Source organism: Streptomyces cinerochromogenes (assembly GCF_014648635.1).
GTDB lineage: Bacteria > Actinomycetota > Actinomycetes > Streptomycetales > Streptomycetaceae > Streptomyces > Streptomyces cinerochromogenes.
The window spans coordinates 63,797-77,919 of the sequence record NZ_BMRM01000002.1 but is presented as its reverse complement, the minus strand read 5'-3'; the positions used below and the strand labels follow the sequence as shown (position 1 = coordinate 77,919).

The window sequence follows — 14,123 nt, the reverse complement described above, 5'->3', positions numbered from 1 at the left end:
ACCTCCTCGTAGCCGTACCCACTCCTTGCCCCGTACGGACCGTGGGTCAATCTCCACTGGGAGTGAACGACCACCCCGGCCGCACGCGGGGCCGTAGGCTGGCGGCACCACTACGAACACTTCTTTTGCAGCGACCGGAGACAACGGTGCAGTTCCACGACTCGATGATCAGCCTCGTCGGCAACACCCCGCTGGTGAAGCTCAACAGCGTGACCAAGGGCATCCAGGCGACCGTCCTGGCGAAAGTGGAGTACTTCAACCCCGGCGGATCGGTGAAGGACCGTATCGCCCTGCGCATGATCGAGGCCGCCGAGCAGAGCGGCGAGCTGAAGCCGGGCGGCACGATCGTCGAGCCGACCAGTGGCAACACCGGTGTGGGACTCGCCATCGTGGCCCAGCAGAAGGGCTACAAGTGCATCTTCGTCTGCCCCGACAAGGTGAGCGCCGACAAGATCAACGTGCTGCGCGCGTACGGTGCCGAGGTCGTGGTCTGCCCGACCGCCGTGGCGCCGGAGCACCCGGACTCCTACTACAACGTCTCCGACCGGCTCGTCCGTGAGACCCCGGGCGCCTGGAAGCCCGACCAGTACTCCAACCCCAACAACCCGCTCTCGCACTATCACTCCACCGGCCCCGAGCTGTGGGAGCAGACCGACGGGAAGATCACCCACTTCGTGGCGGGCGTCGGCACGGGCGGCACCATCTCCGGCACCGGCCGCTACCTGAAGGAGGCCAGCCAGGGGAAGGTCAAGGTCATCGGCGCCGACCCCGAGGGCTCGGTGTACTCCGGCGGCTCCGGCCGGCCCTACCTGGTCGAGGGCGTGGGCGAGGACTTCTGGCCGACCGCCTACGACCGCACCGTGGCGGACGAGATCGTCGCCGTCTCCGACAAGGACTCCTTCCAGATGACCCGCCGGCTGGCCAAGGAGGAGGGCCTGCTGGTGGGCGGCTCCTGCGGCATGGCCGTCGTGGCCGCGCTGAAGGTCGCCGAGCGGCTCGGCCCGGACGACGTCGTGGTGGTGCTCCTGCCGGACAGCGGCCGCGGCTACCTCAGCAAGATCTTCAACGACGAGTGGATCGGTCAGCACGGCTTCAGCGAGGACGCCTCGGCCGCCCAGACGGTCGGCGCGGTCCTCGCGCAGAAGGCGGACGCGGAGGAGGGCATGCCGAACTTCGTGCACATGCACCCCACGGAGACCGTGGGGGAGGCGATCAGCGTGCTGCGCGAGTACGGCGTGTCCCAGATGCCGGTGGTGGCCCCCGGAGCGGGACACCCCGACGTGATGGCGGGAGAGGTGATCGGCGCGGTGGAGGAGCGGGAGTTGCTCCACGCCCTGGCGACCGACCACGCCCCTTCCGACGCTCCGCTGGAGAAGTACATGTCGGATCCGCTGCCGGTCGTCGGTTCCGGAGAGCCGGTGGAGCGCCTGATGTCCGCCCTCGAAGGCCGTGACGCGGCGGTGGTCCTGGTGGACGGCAAGCCCGCGGGCATCGTCACCCGCCAGGACCTCCTGGCGTTCCTCGCGAACCCTTCCGCCTGACCTGACGGGAGTGCCCCGCCGCCGCAGGCCGGCTCCGGTGAGCCGGTCCGGCCGCGGTCGGCGGGACCTGCCGTCCTGTCCCGCCGAGGGCGGTGACCGGCACGGGCCGAGGACCGGGGTTCGCGGAAGGTGTACGAGCGTGTCACGTGCGCGCAGCACCGGCTTAACACGGGTCCGGCACAGTAGTGGGTGTCGGCAGGGAGGCGGGGGAACCGCCCAGGCGTTGAGCACTGGGGAGGCTCCCCTCCCAAACCGGCACCGAACGGCGCCAAGGACCTCCGGAGCGGCTCCCGGACCTCCATGGACGCCACGGACGCGCAAGCCCGGCCTGACCCGGCCCGCGTCCTTCGCGGGGACCGCCGTCGTCCCGCCCCCCGGAAACGGGGGTGCGGCGGTCCCCGCGCATCCCTCTTTCCGGCTGGACCGCCGCCGCTTCCGCGGAGGCGGTTGCCGCCGCCGGGGCTCCTCGGCCGACGGTCTCGGGGGCCGTCAGTCGGCGGTCGCGGTGGCCGTCGCCTTCCAACTCCCCAGCAGGGCGAGCCGTTCCGCCGTCTCCGAGCCCGGCTCGGGCGTGTAGACCACGATGGTCTGGTCCGGGTCCGCGGGGACGGCCAGGGTCTCGTACGGCAGGGTCAGCAGGCCCGCGACCGGGTGCCGTATCTTCTTCACGCCGTACGCGCACTCCCTGACCTCGTGGTCCGCCCACAGCCGGCGGAAGTCCTCGCTCTTCACGGAGAGTTCGCCGACCAGGGCGCACAGCCCGGGGTCGTCGGCGTACCGGCCCGCGTTCAGGCGCAGGTGGGCGACCGTCTGCGCGGCCACCGCCGCCCACTCGGGGTAGAGGTCCCGGGCGTCCGGGGCGAGGAAGACGTGCCGGGGCATGTACCGCTCGGCCGGTGCCATGCGGCTGAAGCCGTTCACCGCGTCGCCGAGCGCGTTCCAGGCGAGCACCTCCATGCGGCGGCCCAGCAGCAACGCGGGGTTGCGCTCCAAGCCGTCGAGGATGAGCTGGACGCCGGGGCGCACGCGGGGCGCGGGGGCCGGTCGCCCGGGCTGCCGGCGGGGACGGGCCACCGTGCGCAGGTACGCGTGCTCGGTCTCGTCCAGCCGCAGCACCCGTGCGACCGCGTCCAGGACGGCGTCCGACACGTTCGTGCCCCGGCCCTGTTCCAGCCGGACGTAGTAGTCGACGCTCACGCCCGCGAGCTGGGCCACCTCCTCGCGGCGCAGCCCCGGCACCCGGCGCCGCCCGTACACGGGCAGCCCGACCTCCTCCGGCCGGATGCGGGCGCGGCGTGAGCGCAGGAAGTCGCCCACCTCTGCTTCGGTCCAGTCCCCGTCCATGGGCCCGATCGTAGGGGAGCGGTGCCGGTGCCATCCTGGTACTGGCAGACCCAGGAAAAGCGCATCCCTGGGTACGACGGCCGGCCGCGGTGAGAGTGGTGTCAGCCGCCGGGGAAACGCCCCGGCCAGCGACCCCGAGGGAACACCATGTCGTACGAGAACCTGTCCGGCCGTACCGCCGTCGTCACCGGAGCCGCCAGCGGGATCGGCGAGGCCGTGGCACGGCAACTGGCCGCGGAGGGTGCCCGGGTGGCGCTGCTCGCCCGGCGCGCGGACCGGCTCCAGCTGCTGGTGGACAAGATTCGCGCGGAGGGCGGCGAGGCCCTCGCCGTGGCCGCCGACGTCACCGACGACGGCTCCGTGGAGGCCGCCCGGGACCGGATCCACGAGGCGTTCGGGGCCGTCGACCTCCTCGTCAACAACGCCGGCGTCATGCTGCCGAACCCGGTCGACGACGGCCGGATCGACGAGTGGCAGCGGATGCTCGACACCAACGTCACCGGGGTGCTGCGGATGATCCGCGCCTTCACCGGGGACCTGCTGGCCGCCGCGGCCCAGGGACGCACCGCCGACCTGGTGAACATCTCCTCCATCGGCGCCCACGTGACCTTCCCCAACTACGCGGTGTACGGGGCGACCAAGGCGGCCGTCACCTACCTGTCGCAGTCGCTGCGCGGCGAGCTGGGCCCGCGGGACGTCCGGGTCACCAACATCGAGCCGGGACTGACGGAGACGGAGCTGAAGACGCACGTCGGCAGTGCGGAGCTGTCCGGGCAGCTGGAGGAGATGTTCGGGGCGATCGGCGGGCTCTCCGCGGCCGAGGTCGCGGACGTCGTCGCCTACGCCACCAGCCGCCCCCGGCACGTCAACCTCCGCCAGATCATGGTGCTGCCGACCCGGCAGGCCTGATGTCCGGGGCGGTCAGTCGTCCCGCGCGGAAGCGTCGCGGCCGGTGAACAGGTCCGGGTGGAGCCGCGCCGCCTGGACCGCGTTGACGCCGACGATGCCGAGCCAGGTGACCACCATCCCGGCGAGCCCCGCGAAGGCACCGGCGATCGCGGACAGCGGGATGGCCAGCACCAGCGTGATCAGGGCGAAGCCGTAGCGCTCGGTCCAGGAGTCGGCCGGCTTCGGGTGCCGGTTCTCGCGGGCCGTCGCCATCTGCCGCTCGGCCAGCTGCCTGCGCACCCGGCGGTCCACGATGCCGTCGATCCGCTGCTCGACCTTCTCCAGGAACGACTCCACCAGGGCGGAGTCGTAGTCGTCGCCCAGTTCCCGGCGGGCCCGCACGGTGGCGTCCAGGTCCTTCCCCAGGCCGGGGTCCGACCTGAGACCGGCGTCCCGCGGATCGAGTGTGCTCATACCGGCCAGCCTAGGAAGCGGTCCGCCGCGCCGCACTGGGGCTAACCCCCCGGTCCGGTGCCATGCGCACCCCCCACGCGGGGCTGTATAACGGTATGCAGCGACACACTGTCTGAATAGTCAGTCCGTGTTCGTCCATGCCTCGGCGCTGTACTCTCCCGGGGCGTCGAGGAATCCGGAGGGGGAGTACGTGATGAGCGCGACCGACAGCCCTGCCAACCGCTTGCAGGCGCTCTTCGAGGGCCACCGGCTCACACCGACCCAGCGCCGTATCGCGCACAGCATGGTGCGCCGGGCCGCCGACGTGCCCTTCCTGTCCAGCGTGGAGCTGGCCGAACTGGCCGGGGTCAGCCAGCCGTCGGTGACCCGGTTCGCGGTCGCCCTCGGCTTCGACGGCTACCCGGCCCTGCGCAGGCACCTGCGCGAGGTCGTCCCGGCCGAGCCGGCCGCCGAGGCCTCCGCCTACAACGAGTACCAGCAGGCCGTCGAGGCCGAGATCGAGAACCTGAAGCACCTCGCCGAGCTGCTCGCGGACCCGCGCCCGGTGCAGAAGGCCGGCCGGATCCTCGCCGCCTCCCGCCCGCTGCCGGTGCTCGGCCTGCGCGCCGCCGCCTCCCAGGCGTACGGCTTCGCGTACTTCGCCGCCAAGGTCCACCCGGACGTCCGGCTGCTGCACGAGGGCGGCACGATGATCCAGGACCGCGTCGACGCCGCCGTCCGCGCGGGCGCCACCGCCCTGCTCTGCTTCGCGCTGCCCCGGCACCCCCGCGAGGTCGTGGACACCCTCGCCTACGCCCAGGACGCCGGCCTGACCGTCGTCACCGTCGCCGACTCGGCGTTCGCGCCGGTCGCCAAGCACTCCGACCTGCTGCTGCCCGCCGCCGTCGGTACCGGGCTCGCCTTCGACACCGCGTGCGCGCCGATGCTGCTCGGCCGGGTGCTGCTGGAGGCCCTCTGCGACGACCTGCCGGACGCCCAGGCCCGCCTGGAGGAGTTCGACACGAAGGCGGCGGCCCGCGGGCTGTTCGTCGAATGACCGGGTCACAGTGACCGGGTCACGATGACCGGGCCCCGACGACCGGGTCACGGTGACCGGTTCGCGACGACCGGGCCCCGCCGCTCTCAGATTCGTCTCACGTTCTGCTATTAGCTTCCCTGCGGACACAAGCGCTGTGGACACGTGACACGGGAGGCTGACGTGGCGCGCGGAGGACAGGGACTGGCCCGGCTGGCCGTCGTCGTACGGGCGGGGGCCGCACCGCTGTGGTGGCTCGGGGTGGCCGCCGCGGGGATCGGGATCGTGCCGGAAGGAGTGACCGGGCGCCGGATCGGCGTGCTGGCCGGGGCCGTGCTGTTCCTGGCCGGCGCGGCCGTCGTGGCGCTGGTCCGGCGCGGCCGGTACACCGCCCTGGCCCGCGGGGCGGTCCGCGCGGGCAAGTACGACGTGCTGCAGGACCGGGCGGTGACCGTGCGCACCTGGCGCCGGGGGCACCGCTGGTGGCTGCTGCTGGGCTGGGCGGCCGCGCTGGGCTCCGCCTTCGCGGTGCCCGCGGCCGGCGGCATGCTGCTGGCCGGGCTCGGCACCGGGGTGCGGCTGAAGGCCGCCTGGATCGGGCGGCTGGAGCGGGCCGGCGAGACGCTGCTGTGGGTGCGCGTCGACTGGCTCGACCGGCGCGGCGGGCGTCCGGCCGGCAAGGCCGTGAAGGGCCTGCGCGGTACGGGCATCGCGGCCGGCGACGCGGCCCCGGGCGGGGCCCGCCGCCGTACCGCGGCGCTGGTCTGAGCCGCCGTCAGACCTCCAGGTCCTCCTCGATCCTCTTCAGCTGGTGCCGGGCCATGGCCAGGTTGGCCCGGCCGGAGTCGAGGACCAGGTACAGGAACAGGCCGTTGCCGCCGCGGCTGCTCAGCAGACGGATCAGGTGGTACTGGTCGGACAGGGTGATCAGGATGTCCTCGATGCCGCCCTTGAGCCCCAGCATCTCCATCGTGCGCATCTTGGCGCGGATCACGTCGGTGTTGCCGGCGGCGGCCACGTTCAGGTCGAAGGTCTTGCTGCCGCCCATCGTGCCCAGCGCCATTCCGCTGGTGTAGTCGACGAGCGCGACGCCGGTGGCGCCCTCGATGGAGGTGAGGGCTTCCTTCAGGGCGGTCTCGGTGTTGGCCATGGTGGTCCTTTCAGCTGTCGGTTGCGGTGCGCGTGTCGATTGCGGTGCGCGCCTCGGCGGCCGTGGTGCGGGGCGCGCGAGGAGCGCGGGTGCGGGCGGGGGCGGTGGGCCTGGGGAGCGGGCGTGCGGCCTCGACGGCGTCGAGCAGTTCCCCGATGCGGGCGCCGGACCGGCGGCCCTCCAGGTGCAGCCGGCCGACGTTGACCCGGTCCTGGGCGAGCAGGGTCAGGACGGCGGTGCGGCCGGCCGCGTAGGTGGCGATGTAGCCGCGCTCGCCGCGCACCAGCAGCTCCCGGAAGCCGCCGTGCCCGGTGTGGTCGCTGATCCGCACGGCGACGCCGAGCGCGGCGGCGGTGAGCGCGGCCAGGCCCTCCGGATCGACGCCGGGGGTGTCGTGGGCGACGACGAGACCGTCCACGCCGGCCGCGAGGGCGCCGGTGAGCTGGGGCACCCGGGTGCGCAGCCGGTGCAGCTCCTCCAGGACGGTCCGCAGGTCGTCTTCGGCCACCATCAGGTCTCTCCTCTCGGCGGGGCGGTGCCGTTCAAAGCGCCTCCAGCGCATCCCTGAGCCTCTTCAGCAGCGCGATGTCGGGGTCGGTGGTGACCAGGTGGACCGGTGCCGGTGCCGGTGCCGGTGCCGGTGCCCGTGCCGGGTGCGGTGCCGGTGCCCGTGCCGGGGGCGGCGGGGCGGGGGCCGTGGGCGCGGGCGCGATGAGCCCGGCCGCCGTGAGCCGGCGTACGTCGACCAGCGTGTGGAACGCCTGCCGGCCGAGGTTCCGCGCGATGTCGGCGGCCGTGCGCACACCGTCCACGCGGTCCAGGACGGCGCGCTGGCGGGGGGTGACCGGCGCCCCGGGCGTGCGGCCGGCGGCCGGGTCCGCGCGGATCAGCGGGGCGCTGTCGGCGGCCGGGTCGGGCCAGAGCCGGTGCAGCAGCAGACGGCGGCGCAGCGTCTCGCGTTCCAGCGCGACGACCGGGACCGAGGGCAGCGGGCCGAGGCGGGGCGCGGCGTCGTACCGGAACCGGCCCGGGGTGCTGCTCGGCGCCAGCGTGAAGTACCCGGCGTCGTACAGCGCGTCCAGGTGGCACAGCTCCAGCGCGCCCGTGGGCAGCACCCCGGAGCGCAGCAGCAGCTCGGCCGCGTGCAGGGGGCCCGGGCTCTGCGCGGCGGCCTGCTGCCAGGCGGTGCCCGCGAGTGTGCCGTGGGCCGTGAGGAGCACGTCGAGGCCCGGGGCGAGGGGGCTCTCGGCGTGCACCACCCGGCCCTCGGCCAGGTACAGGACGCCGTGTTCGCGGACCAGGACGCCGGTGGCCCGCTCCTCGGCGAGCCGGGTCAGCATCGGGGACAGGGCGCGGGTGGCGCCCCTGTCCCGCACCGGCAGGGCCGGCGAAGGGGTCCTGACCACGGTCATCCCAGCACCAGCCGGGCGGCCATCTCGCCGAGGCGTATCCGGGCGAGCGCCAGGTTGCCCTCCTCGCGGCCGAGCCACAGGTGCAGGAACACGCTGCTGTCGAAGGACGTGTCCACGAAGCGCAGCAGGTGGTAGCTGTCCCCGTTGCTGATGATCACGTCCTCCACCGGGGGCGCGTCATCGCCGCGCGCCGCGAAGGTGCCGTGCTCGGCGGCCATCCGGGCCAGTTCGGCGGCCTCGGCGGCGGTCGTCTCGTGATCGCCGCCGGGTGCCTCCCCGACCGTGCCGAGGGCCAGTCCGCTCGTCCAGTCCACCAGCGCGGCCCCCCGGGCACCGGGCAGCCGCATCGCTTCCAGTAAGCACTCGTCGATTCCGGGCACCGTGGCTCCCCTCCCGCCTGTGACTCCGGTTGAGTGACGCCGACACTACGCAACGTGTGTGCGGGAGGTGAGGCCTTTGGCATTTTCCAGTGGAACATTCGTCCCGCGTACTAGTGTGGGTCAACTGACGTATGTTCCATGGCCGTTGATCCATTTGTTCGAGGGTGGCCGGAGTGCGTCAACGGCTCCCGGGCGCGCCCAGGGTGGTGAGCGCGGACGCGTGCGCCCCTCCGGATTCGGCCACCACCTCCGCGAGGCTCTGCGGCTCCCGTACGACCGCGAAGGCGACGCCCCCGTCCGGGTCCGGCGCGTAGCCGTAGATGCCCGGCCGGGCCAGGGAGTTGTAGGCGTAGTGGTGGGCGAAGTAGTACGCCCCCGTGTCCAGCGCCGCCGCGTAGTCGCCCTGTTCCAGCAGTGGCAGGGCGCGCCCCTCGGCGAGCAGGTCGCCCGAGAAGCAGGCCGGCCCGGCCACGTCCTGCACCGTCTCCGGCCCCGCCTTTGGCCGCCCCCCGGCGTCGTACGCGGCGATCCGGAGCGGCCACGCCCCCGGCACGTACACCGTCCGCGCCGCCACCTGCACGCCCGCGTGCGTCACCGCGATCCGCCGCCCGCCCGCGCTCTTGGTGTACTCCACCCGGGCCACCACCGTCCCGTGCTTGGCCAGCAGGGACCGCCCGAACTCGGTCACCAGCCCGTACCGCCCGTCGAACAGCCCCGGCACCTGACCGGCCAGCACGCGCGCGTACTCCGCGTACGTCGGGGCCGTCGCCTCCGACGCGACGTTCACCGGCAGCCCGCCGCCGATGTCGACCGTGTCGACCTGCCGCCGCCCGACGGCCGCGTTGATCTCCTCCGCCAGCGCGTACACCTCCGCCACGCCCCGCGCCAGCAGCGGCAGCGGGATGCCCTGCGAGCCGGTGTGCGCGTGCAGCCGGGTCAGCCACGGCCGCTCCGTGTACGCCCGTACGACCCACTCGCGCGCCCCCTCGTCCCGCAGTGCCACGCCGAACTTCGAGGTCCGCGTCGCCGTGGAGGTCGCCCCGATCGTGCCGCCGCCGATCTGCGGGTTGACCCGCAGCCCGAGCGGGGACCGGACCGGGCCGGAGCCCACGAGGGCGTCGAGCCGGTCCAGCTCCTGCGGGTTGTCGGCGTTCACGGCGACGCCCAGGGCCAGGGCCTCGCGCAGCTCCGCCGGGGTCTTCGCCGGCGAGTCCAGCACCGTCCGGCCGGACGGGACCCCGGCCGCCCGGGCCAGGGCCAGCTCCCCGGGGCTCGCGACCTCCGCGCCGACGCCCGCCTCGTGCAGCAGCCGCACCACCGGCACCAGCGGGGTCGCCTTCACCGCGAAGGCGTGCAGCACGGGGGTGCCGGGCGCCGTCACCGCCTCGAACGCCGCCCGCAGCGCCGCCGCCGACTCCCGGATGCCGGTGACGTCCAGCAGGCCCGCCACGGCCGCGTCGGGGCCCAACAGCCCCTGCTCGACGGCCGCCCGCACGGCCCGGTCCCGCCGTGCCGCCCGCCCGTGCGCCTCGCTCCCGATGTCCTCGACCGTCTCGATCTCCGCCACGGCTGCTCCGTCCTGTCGGCTACCGGTGCTTCCAGCCAAACACCCGCCGCGCGCGGACGTGGCCGAGCCGATGTATTGACTAGCTCTATTCAGATCGACAGGATGTGAATAGACGTAGGCACAGGAGGAGGCAGACGATGTCGGGACCCCGCCCCGTACGAGCACCGCGCGGCACGGAACTCAGCGCCCTGGGATGGCAGCAGGAAGCCGCTCTGCGCATGCTGCAGAACAACCTCGACCCGGAGGTCGCCGAGCACCCCGACAAGCTGGTCGTCTACGGCGGCACCGGCAAGGCCGCACGCGACTGGCGCTCCTTCGACGCCATGGTCCGCACGCTGAAGACCCTCAAGCAGGACGAGACCATGCTGGTCCAGTCCGGCCGCCCGGTCGGCGTCATGCAGACCCACGAGTGGGCCCCGCGCGTTCTCATCGCCAACTCCAACCTGGTCGGCGACTGGGCCAACTGGGAGGAGTTCCGCCGCCTGGAGGCCCTCGGCCTGACCATGTACGGCCAGATGACCGCCGGCTCCTGGATCTACATCGGCACCCAGGGCATCCTCCAGGGCACCTACGAGACCTTCGCCGCCGTCGCCGCGAAGAAGTTCGGCGGCACCCTGGCCGGCACGATCACCCTCACCGCCGGCCTCGGCGGCATGGGCGGCGCCCAGCCGCTCGCCGTCACCATGAACGACGGCGTCGCGATCTGTATCGACTGCGACCCGCGCGCCATCGAGCGCCGCATCGAGCACCGCTACCTCGACGTCAGGGCCGACAGCCTCGACCACGCGCTCCAGCTGGCCACCGAGGCCCGCGACCAGCGCAGGCCGCTCTCCATCGGCGTCCTCGGCAACGCCGCCGAGCTGGTCCCGCAGCTGCTCGCGATGAACGCCCCCATCGACATCGTCACCGACCAGACCTCCGCCCACGACCCGCTGTCGTACCTCCCGGTGGGCGTCGCCTTCGAGGACATGGCCGACGAGGCCGCGAAGGACCCGGCCGGCTTCACCACGCGCGCGCGTGAGTCCATGGCACGGCACGTGGAGGCCATGGTCGGCTTCATGGACGCTGGCGCCGAGGTCTTCGACTACGGCAACTCCATCCGCGGCGAGGCCCGGCTCGCGGGCTACGACCGGGCGTTCGCCTTCCCCGGCTTCGTCCCCGCCTACATCCGCCCCCTCTTCTGCGAGGGCAAGGGCCCCTTCCGCTGGGCCGCCCTGTCCGGCGACCCGGCCGACATCGCCAAGACCGACAAGGCGATCCTGGAGCTGTTCCCCGAGAACGAGTCCCTCGCCCGCTGGATCAAGATGGCCGGCGAACGCGTCCACTTCCAGGGCCTGCCCGCGCGCATCTGCTGGCTCGGCTACGGCGAGCGCGACAAGGCCGGCGAGCGGTTCAACGACATGGTGGCGAGCGGTGAGCTGGCCGCGCCGCTGGCCATCGGCCGCGACCACCTCGACTGCGGGTCCGTCGCCTCTCCGTACCGCGAGACCGAGGCCATGCTCGACGGCTCCGACGCGATCGCCGACTGGCCGCTGCTGAACGCCATGGTCAACGTCGCGTCCGGGGCGTCCTGGGTCTCCATCCACCACGGCGGCGGCGTGGGCATGGGGCGGTCCATCCACGCCGGCCAGGTGACGGTGGCCGACGGCACCAAGCTGGGCGGCGAGAAGATCCGGCGCGTCCTCACCAACGACCCCGGGATGGGTGTCATCCGGCACGTGGACGCCGGGTACGACATCGCGGAGTCCGTCGCGGGCGAGCGGGGGGTCCGGGTGCCGATGCGTGAGGGTGACCAGGCGTGACCTTCCACAGCATGTGGACGGAGCTGCTGCCGATCGGCCGCAGCTCCGCCTCCGGCGGCTACCGCCGCTACGCCTGGACCGGGGCCGACGCCGACTGCCGGGAGTGGTTCCGGCAGCAGGCCGAGGACCGGGGACTGGTGTACGAGGCCGACCGGAACGGGAACCAGTGGGCGTGGCTCGGGGACCCGGCGGCCGGGGACGCCGTCGTCACCGGGTCGCACCTGGACTCCGTGCCGGACGGCGGTGCCTTCGACGGGCCCCTCGGTGTCGTGTCCTCCTTCGCCGCACTGGACGAACTGCGCGGCCGGGGAGCGGAGTTCGCCAAGCCGGTCGCCATCGTCAACTTCGGGGACGAGGAGGGGGCCCGGTTCGGGCTCGCCTGCGTTGGCTCCCGGCTCACCGCCGGGCAGCTGACCGTGGAGCAGGCGCACCGGCTCACCGACGGGGACGGGATCAGCCTGCCCCGGGCCATGGAGGCCGCCGGGTACGACCCCGACGCCATCGGGCCCGACCCCGAGCGGCTGGCCCGGATCGGCGCGTTCGTGGAGCTGCACGTCGAACAGGGCCGTGCGCTGGACCTGTCCGGCGACCGGGTCGGCATCGCCAGCGCCATCTGGCCGCACGGCCGGTGGCGGTTCGACTTCCGGGGTGAGGCCAACCACGCCGGCACCACCCGGCTCGTGGACCGGCGCGACCCCATGCTGTCGTACGCCGAGACCGTGCTCGCGGCCCGCCGCGAGGCCGAACTCGCCGGTGCCGTCGCCACGTTCGGGAAGATCGCCGTGGAGCCCAACGGGGTCAACGCGATCCCGTCCCTCGTGCGCGGGTGGCTCGACTCCCGCGCCGCCGACCAGGACACCCTGGACACGGTGGTGGGCGGCATCGAGAAGGCGGCCCGGGAGTACGCCGACGCCCACGGCATCGACCTCGACGTCGTCCGGGAGTCCTTCACCCCCGTCGTCGAGTTCGACCACGCCCTGCGGGACGAACTCGGCCGCATCCTCGGCAAGGACACCGGCCTGACGGTGCCGGTCCTGGGGACCGGCGCGGGACACGACGCCGGGATCCTGTCCGGGAGCATCCCGACCGCCATGCTGTTCGTGCGCAACCCCACCGGTGTCTCGCACTCCCCGGCCGAGTTCGCGGCCGAGGACGACTGCGTGGCCGGGGTGCGCGCACTCGCCGACGTACTGGAAGGGCTGGCCTGCAGGTGACCAAGGGGACCTACTGGTTGGAGCACGCCTGGCTCGGCACGACCGTCGAGCCCGGCGTGGCCGTCGACGTCGCGGACGGGCGGATCAGTGCCGTCCGCACGGGCGTGCCGACCCCGCCGCCCGGTGCCGAGGTGCTGCGCGGGCTCACGCTGCCGGGGCTCGCCAACGCCCACAGCCACGCCTTCCACCGGGCACTGCGCGGCACCGTCCAGGTCGGCTCCGGCACCTTCTGGACCTGGCGCGAGGTGATGTACTCCGTCGCCGACCACCTCACCCCGGACACCTACCACGACCTGGCCCGCGCGGTGTACGCGGAGATGGCCCTCGCCGGCATCACCTGTGTCGGCGAGTTCCACTACGTCCACCACGCGCCCGGCGGCACCCCCTACGCCGACCCCAACGCCATGGGCGAGGCTCTGGTCGCGGCCGCCGCCGAGGCCGGCATCCGGATCACTCTGCTGGACACCTGCTACCTCTCCTCCGGCTTCGGGGAGCCGCCCAACCACCACCAGCTGCGGTTCTCCGACGGCAGCGCGGAGGCCTGGGCGACACGCTGTGCAGTTCTCAAGGAGCGGGACCACGCGCGGATCGGGGCGGCGATCCATTCCGTGCGGGCCGTGCCCGCGGGGCAGCTGGCGACCGTGGCGGGCTGGGCCGAGGAGCGGCGGGCGCCACTGCACGTGCACCTGTCGGAGCAGACCGCCGAGAACGACGCCTGCCTCGCCGCGCACGGCCGCACGCCCACCCGGCTGCTCGCCGACCACGGTGTCCTGGGGCCGCGCACCACCGGGGTGCACAACACCCACCTCACCGACGAGGACATCGCGCTGCTCGGCGGCTCGGGCACCGGCACCTGCATGTGCCCCACCACCGAACGGGACCTGGCCGACGGCATCGGACCGGCCGTCGCCCTGCAGCGGGCCGGCTCCCCGCTCTCCCTCGGCTCCGACAGCCACGCCGTCATCGACCTGCTCGAAGAGGCGCGCGCGATGGAGCTGAACGAGCGGCTGCGCACCCGCACCCGGGGCCACTGGACGGCCGCCGCCCTGCTGCGGGCCGCCACCGCCGACGGCCACGCCGCCCTCGGCTGGGACGAGGCCGGCACCATCGAGGCCGGCGCGCTCGCCGACCTGACGACGGTCGCCCTGGACTCCGTCAGGACGGCCGGGCCGCTGCCCAGGCTGGGCGCCGAGACGGCCGTATTCGCGGCGACGGCAGCGGACGTCCGGCATACGGTCGTGGGCGGGCGGCATGTCGTACGCGACGGGGCGCACACGCTCGTACCCGACGTGCCGCACGCCCTCGCGCGGGCAGTCGAAGCCCTCCGCGCCTGACG

General features: G+C 73.6%; 14 protein-coding genes. 7 read left to right on the top strand and 7 right to left on the bottom strand.

What is annotated here, in order from left to right; all coding sequences use genetic code 11:
• The first annotated feature begins 146 nt into the window (after window positions 1–146).
• On the top strand, window positions 147–1,541 hold the full coding sequence (locus IEZ20_RS04115; protein ID WP_189294716.1) for a cystathionine beta-synthase: 1,395 nt from the start codon (window positions 147–149) through the stop codon (window positions 1,539–1,541).
• A gap of 489 nt (window positions 1,542–2,030) precedes the next feature.
• Here the strand turns inward: IEZ20_RS04115 and IEZ20_RS04110 are convergent, their stop codons facing one another.
• Entirely contained in the window at window positions 2,031–2,885 is an 855-nt protein-coding gene (locus IEZ20_RS04110; protein ID WP_189294715.1) for a helix-turn-helix transcriptional regulator, read from the bottom strand.
• Window positions 2,886–3,032: 147 nt separating this feature from the next.
• On the opposite strand from IEZ20_RS04110, the gene IEZ20_RS04105 reads away from it, so the two are divergent.
• A complete protein-coding gene (locus IEZ20_RS04105; protein WP_189294714.1) occupies window positions 3,033–3,794 on the top strand; it encodes an SDR family oxidoreductase in 762 nt (253 codons plus the stop codon).
• 12 nt (window positions 3,795–3,806) lie between these two features.
• On the opposite strand, the gene IEZ20_RS04100 is transcribed toward IEZ20_RS04105, so the two are convergent.
• On the bottom strand, window positions 3,807–4,247 hold the full coding sequence (locus tag IEZ20_RS04100; RefSeq protein ID WP_189294713.1) for a hypothetical protein: 441 nt from the start codon (window positions 4,245–4,247) through the stop codon (window positions 3,807–3,809).
• A gap of 193 nt (window positions 4,248–4,440) precedes the next feature.
• Here IEZ20_RS04100 and IEZ20_RS04095 point away from each other — a divergent pair, with 193 nt between their 5' ends.
• Together IEZ20_RS04095 and IEZ20_RS04090 are read left to right on the top strand one after the other, a co-directional pair.
• Window positions 4,441–5,283, top strand: coding sequence for a MurR/RpiR family transcriptional regulator (locus IEZ20_RS04095; protein ID WP_189294712.1), 843 nt, complete (start codon window positions 4,441–4,443; stop codon window positions 5,281–5,283).
• 162 nt (window positions 5,284–5,445) lie between these two features.
• The gene (locus tag IEZ20_RS04090) at window positions 5,446–6,030 is read left to right on the top strand and encodes a hypothetical protein (RefSeq protein WP_189294711.1); all 585 of its coding nucleotides are present in this window, start codon (window positions 5,446–5,448) and stop codon (window positions 6,028–6,030) included.
• A 7-nt stretch (window positions 6,031–6,037) separates the two neighbouring features.
• Here the strand turns inward: IEZ20_RS04090 and IEZ20_RS04085 are convergent, their stop codons facing one another.
• From IEZ20_RS04085 to IEZ20_RS04065, 5 genes are all read right to left on the bottom strand, one after another.
• Window positions 6,038–6,412 (bottom strand): roadblock/LC7 domain-containing protein, encoded by a 375-nt coding sequence (locus IEZ20_RS04085; protein ID WP_189294710.1) that lies wholly within the window; start codon window positions 6,410–6,412, stop codon window positions 6,038–6,040.
• 10 nt (window positions 6,413–6,422) lie between these two features.
• Window positions 6,423–6,923, bottom strand: a complete 501-nt coding sequence (locus IEZ20_RS04080; protein WP_189294709.1) for a roadblock/LC7 domain-containing protein — start codon at window positions 6,921–6,923, stop codon at window positions 6,423–6,425.
• A gap of 31 nt (window positions 6,924–6,954) precedes the next feature.
• The gene (locus tag IEZ20_RS04075; protein WP_189294708.1) at window positions 6,955–7,824 is read right to left on the bottom strand and encodes a transcriptional regulator; all 870 of its coding nucleotides are present in this window, start codon (window positions 7,822–7,824) and stop codon (window positions 6,955–6,957) included.
• A complete protein-coding gene (locus IEZ20_RS04070; RefSeq protein WP_189294707.1) occupies window positions 7,821–8,204 on the bottom strand; it encodes a hypothetical protein in 384 nt (127 codons plus the stop codon). The genes IEZ20_RS04075 and IEZ20_RS04070 overlap by 4 nt, the downstream gene beginning before the upstream one ends.
• Before the next feature lie 178 nt (window positions 8,205–8,382).
• Window positions 8,383–9,936 carry a type III PLP-dependent enzyme domain-containing protein gene (locus tag IEZ20_RS04065; RefSeq protein WP_268253027.1) on the bottom strand — a complete coding sequence of 518 codons (1,554 nt, stop codon included), beginning with the start codon at window positions 9,934–9,936 and terminating at the stop codon, window positions 8,383–8,385.
• On the opposite strand from IEZ20_RS04065, the gene hutU reads away from it, so the two are divergent.
• From hutU to IEZ20_RS04050, 3 genes are read left to right on the top strand one after another with little or no spacing between them, the layout of a single operon-like run.
• A complete protein-coding gene (gene hutU, locus IEZ20_RS04060) occupies window positions 9,909–11,573 on the top strand; it encodes a urocanate hydratase (RefSeq protein ID WP_189294705.1) in 1,665 nt (554 codons plus the stop codon). The two genes, IEZ20_RS04065 and hutU, sit on opposite strands and share 28 nt — an antisense overlap.
• A complete protein-coding gene (locus tag IEZ20_RS04055; RefSeq protein ID WP_189294704.1) occupies window positions 11,570–12,787 on the top strand; it encodes an allantoate amidohydrolase in 1,218 nt (405 codons plus the stop codon). The genes hutU and IEZ20_RS04055 overlap by 4 nt, the downstream gene beginning before the upstream one ends.
• Window positions 12,784–14,121 carry a formimidoylglutamate deiminase gene (locus IEZ20_RS04050; protein WP_189294703.1) on the top strand — a complete coding sequence of 446 codons (1,338 nt, stop codon included), beginning with the start codon at window positions 12,784–12,786 and terminating at the stop codon, window positions 14,119–14,121. Before IEZ20_RS04055 ends, IEZ20_RS04050 begins: the two co-directional genes overlap by 4 nt.
• Window positions 14,122–14,123 lie beyond the last annotated feature (2 nt).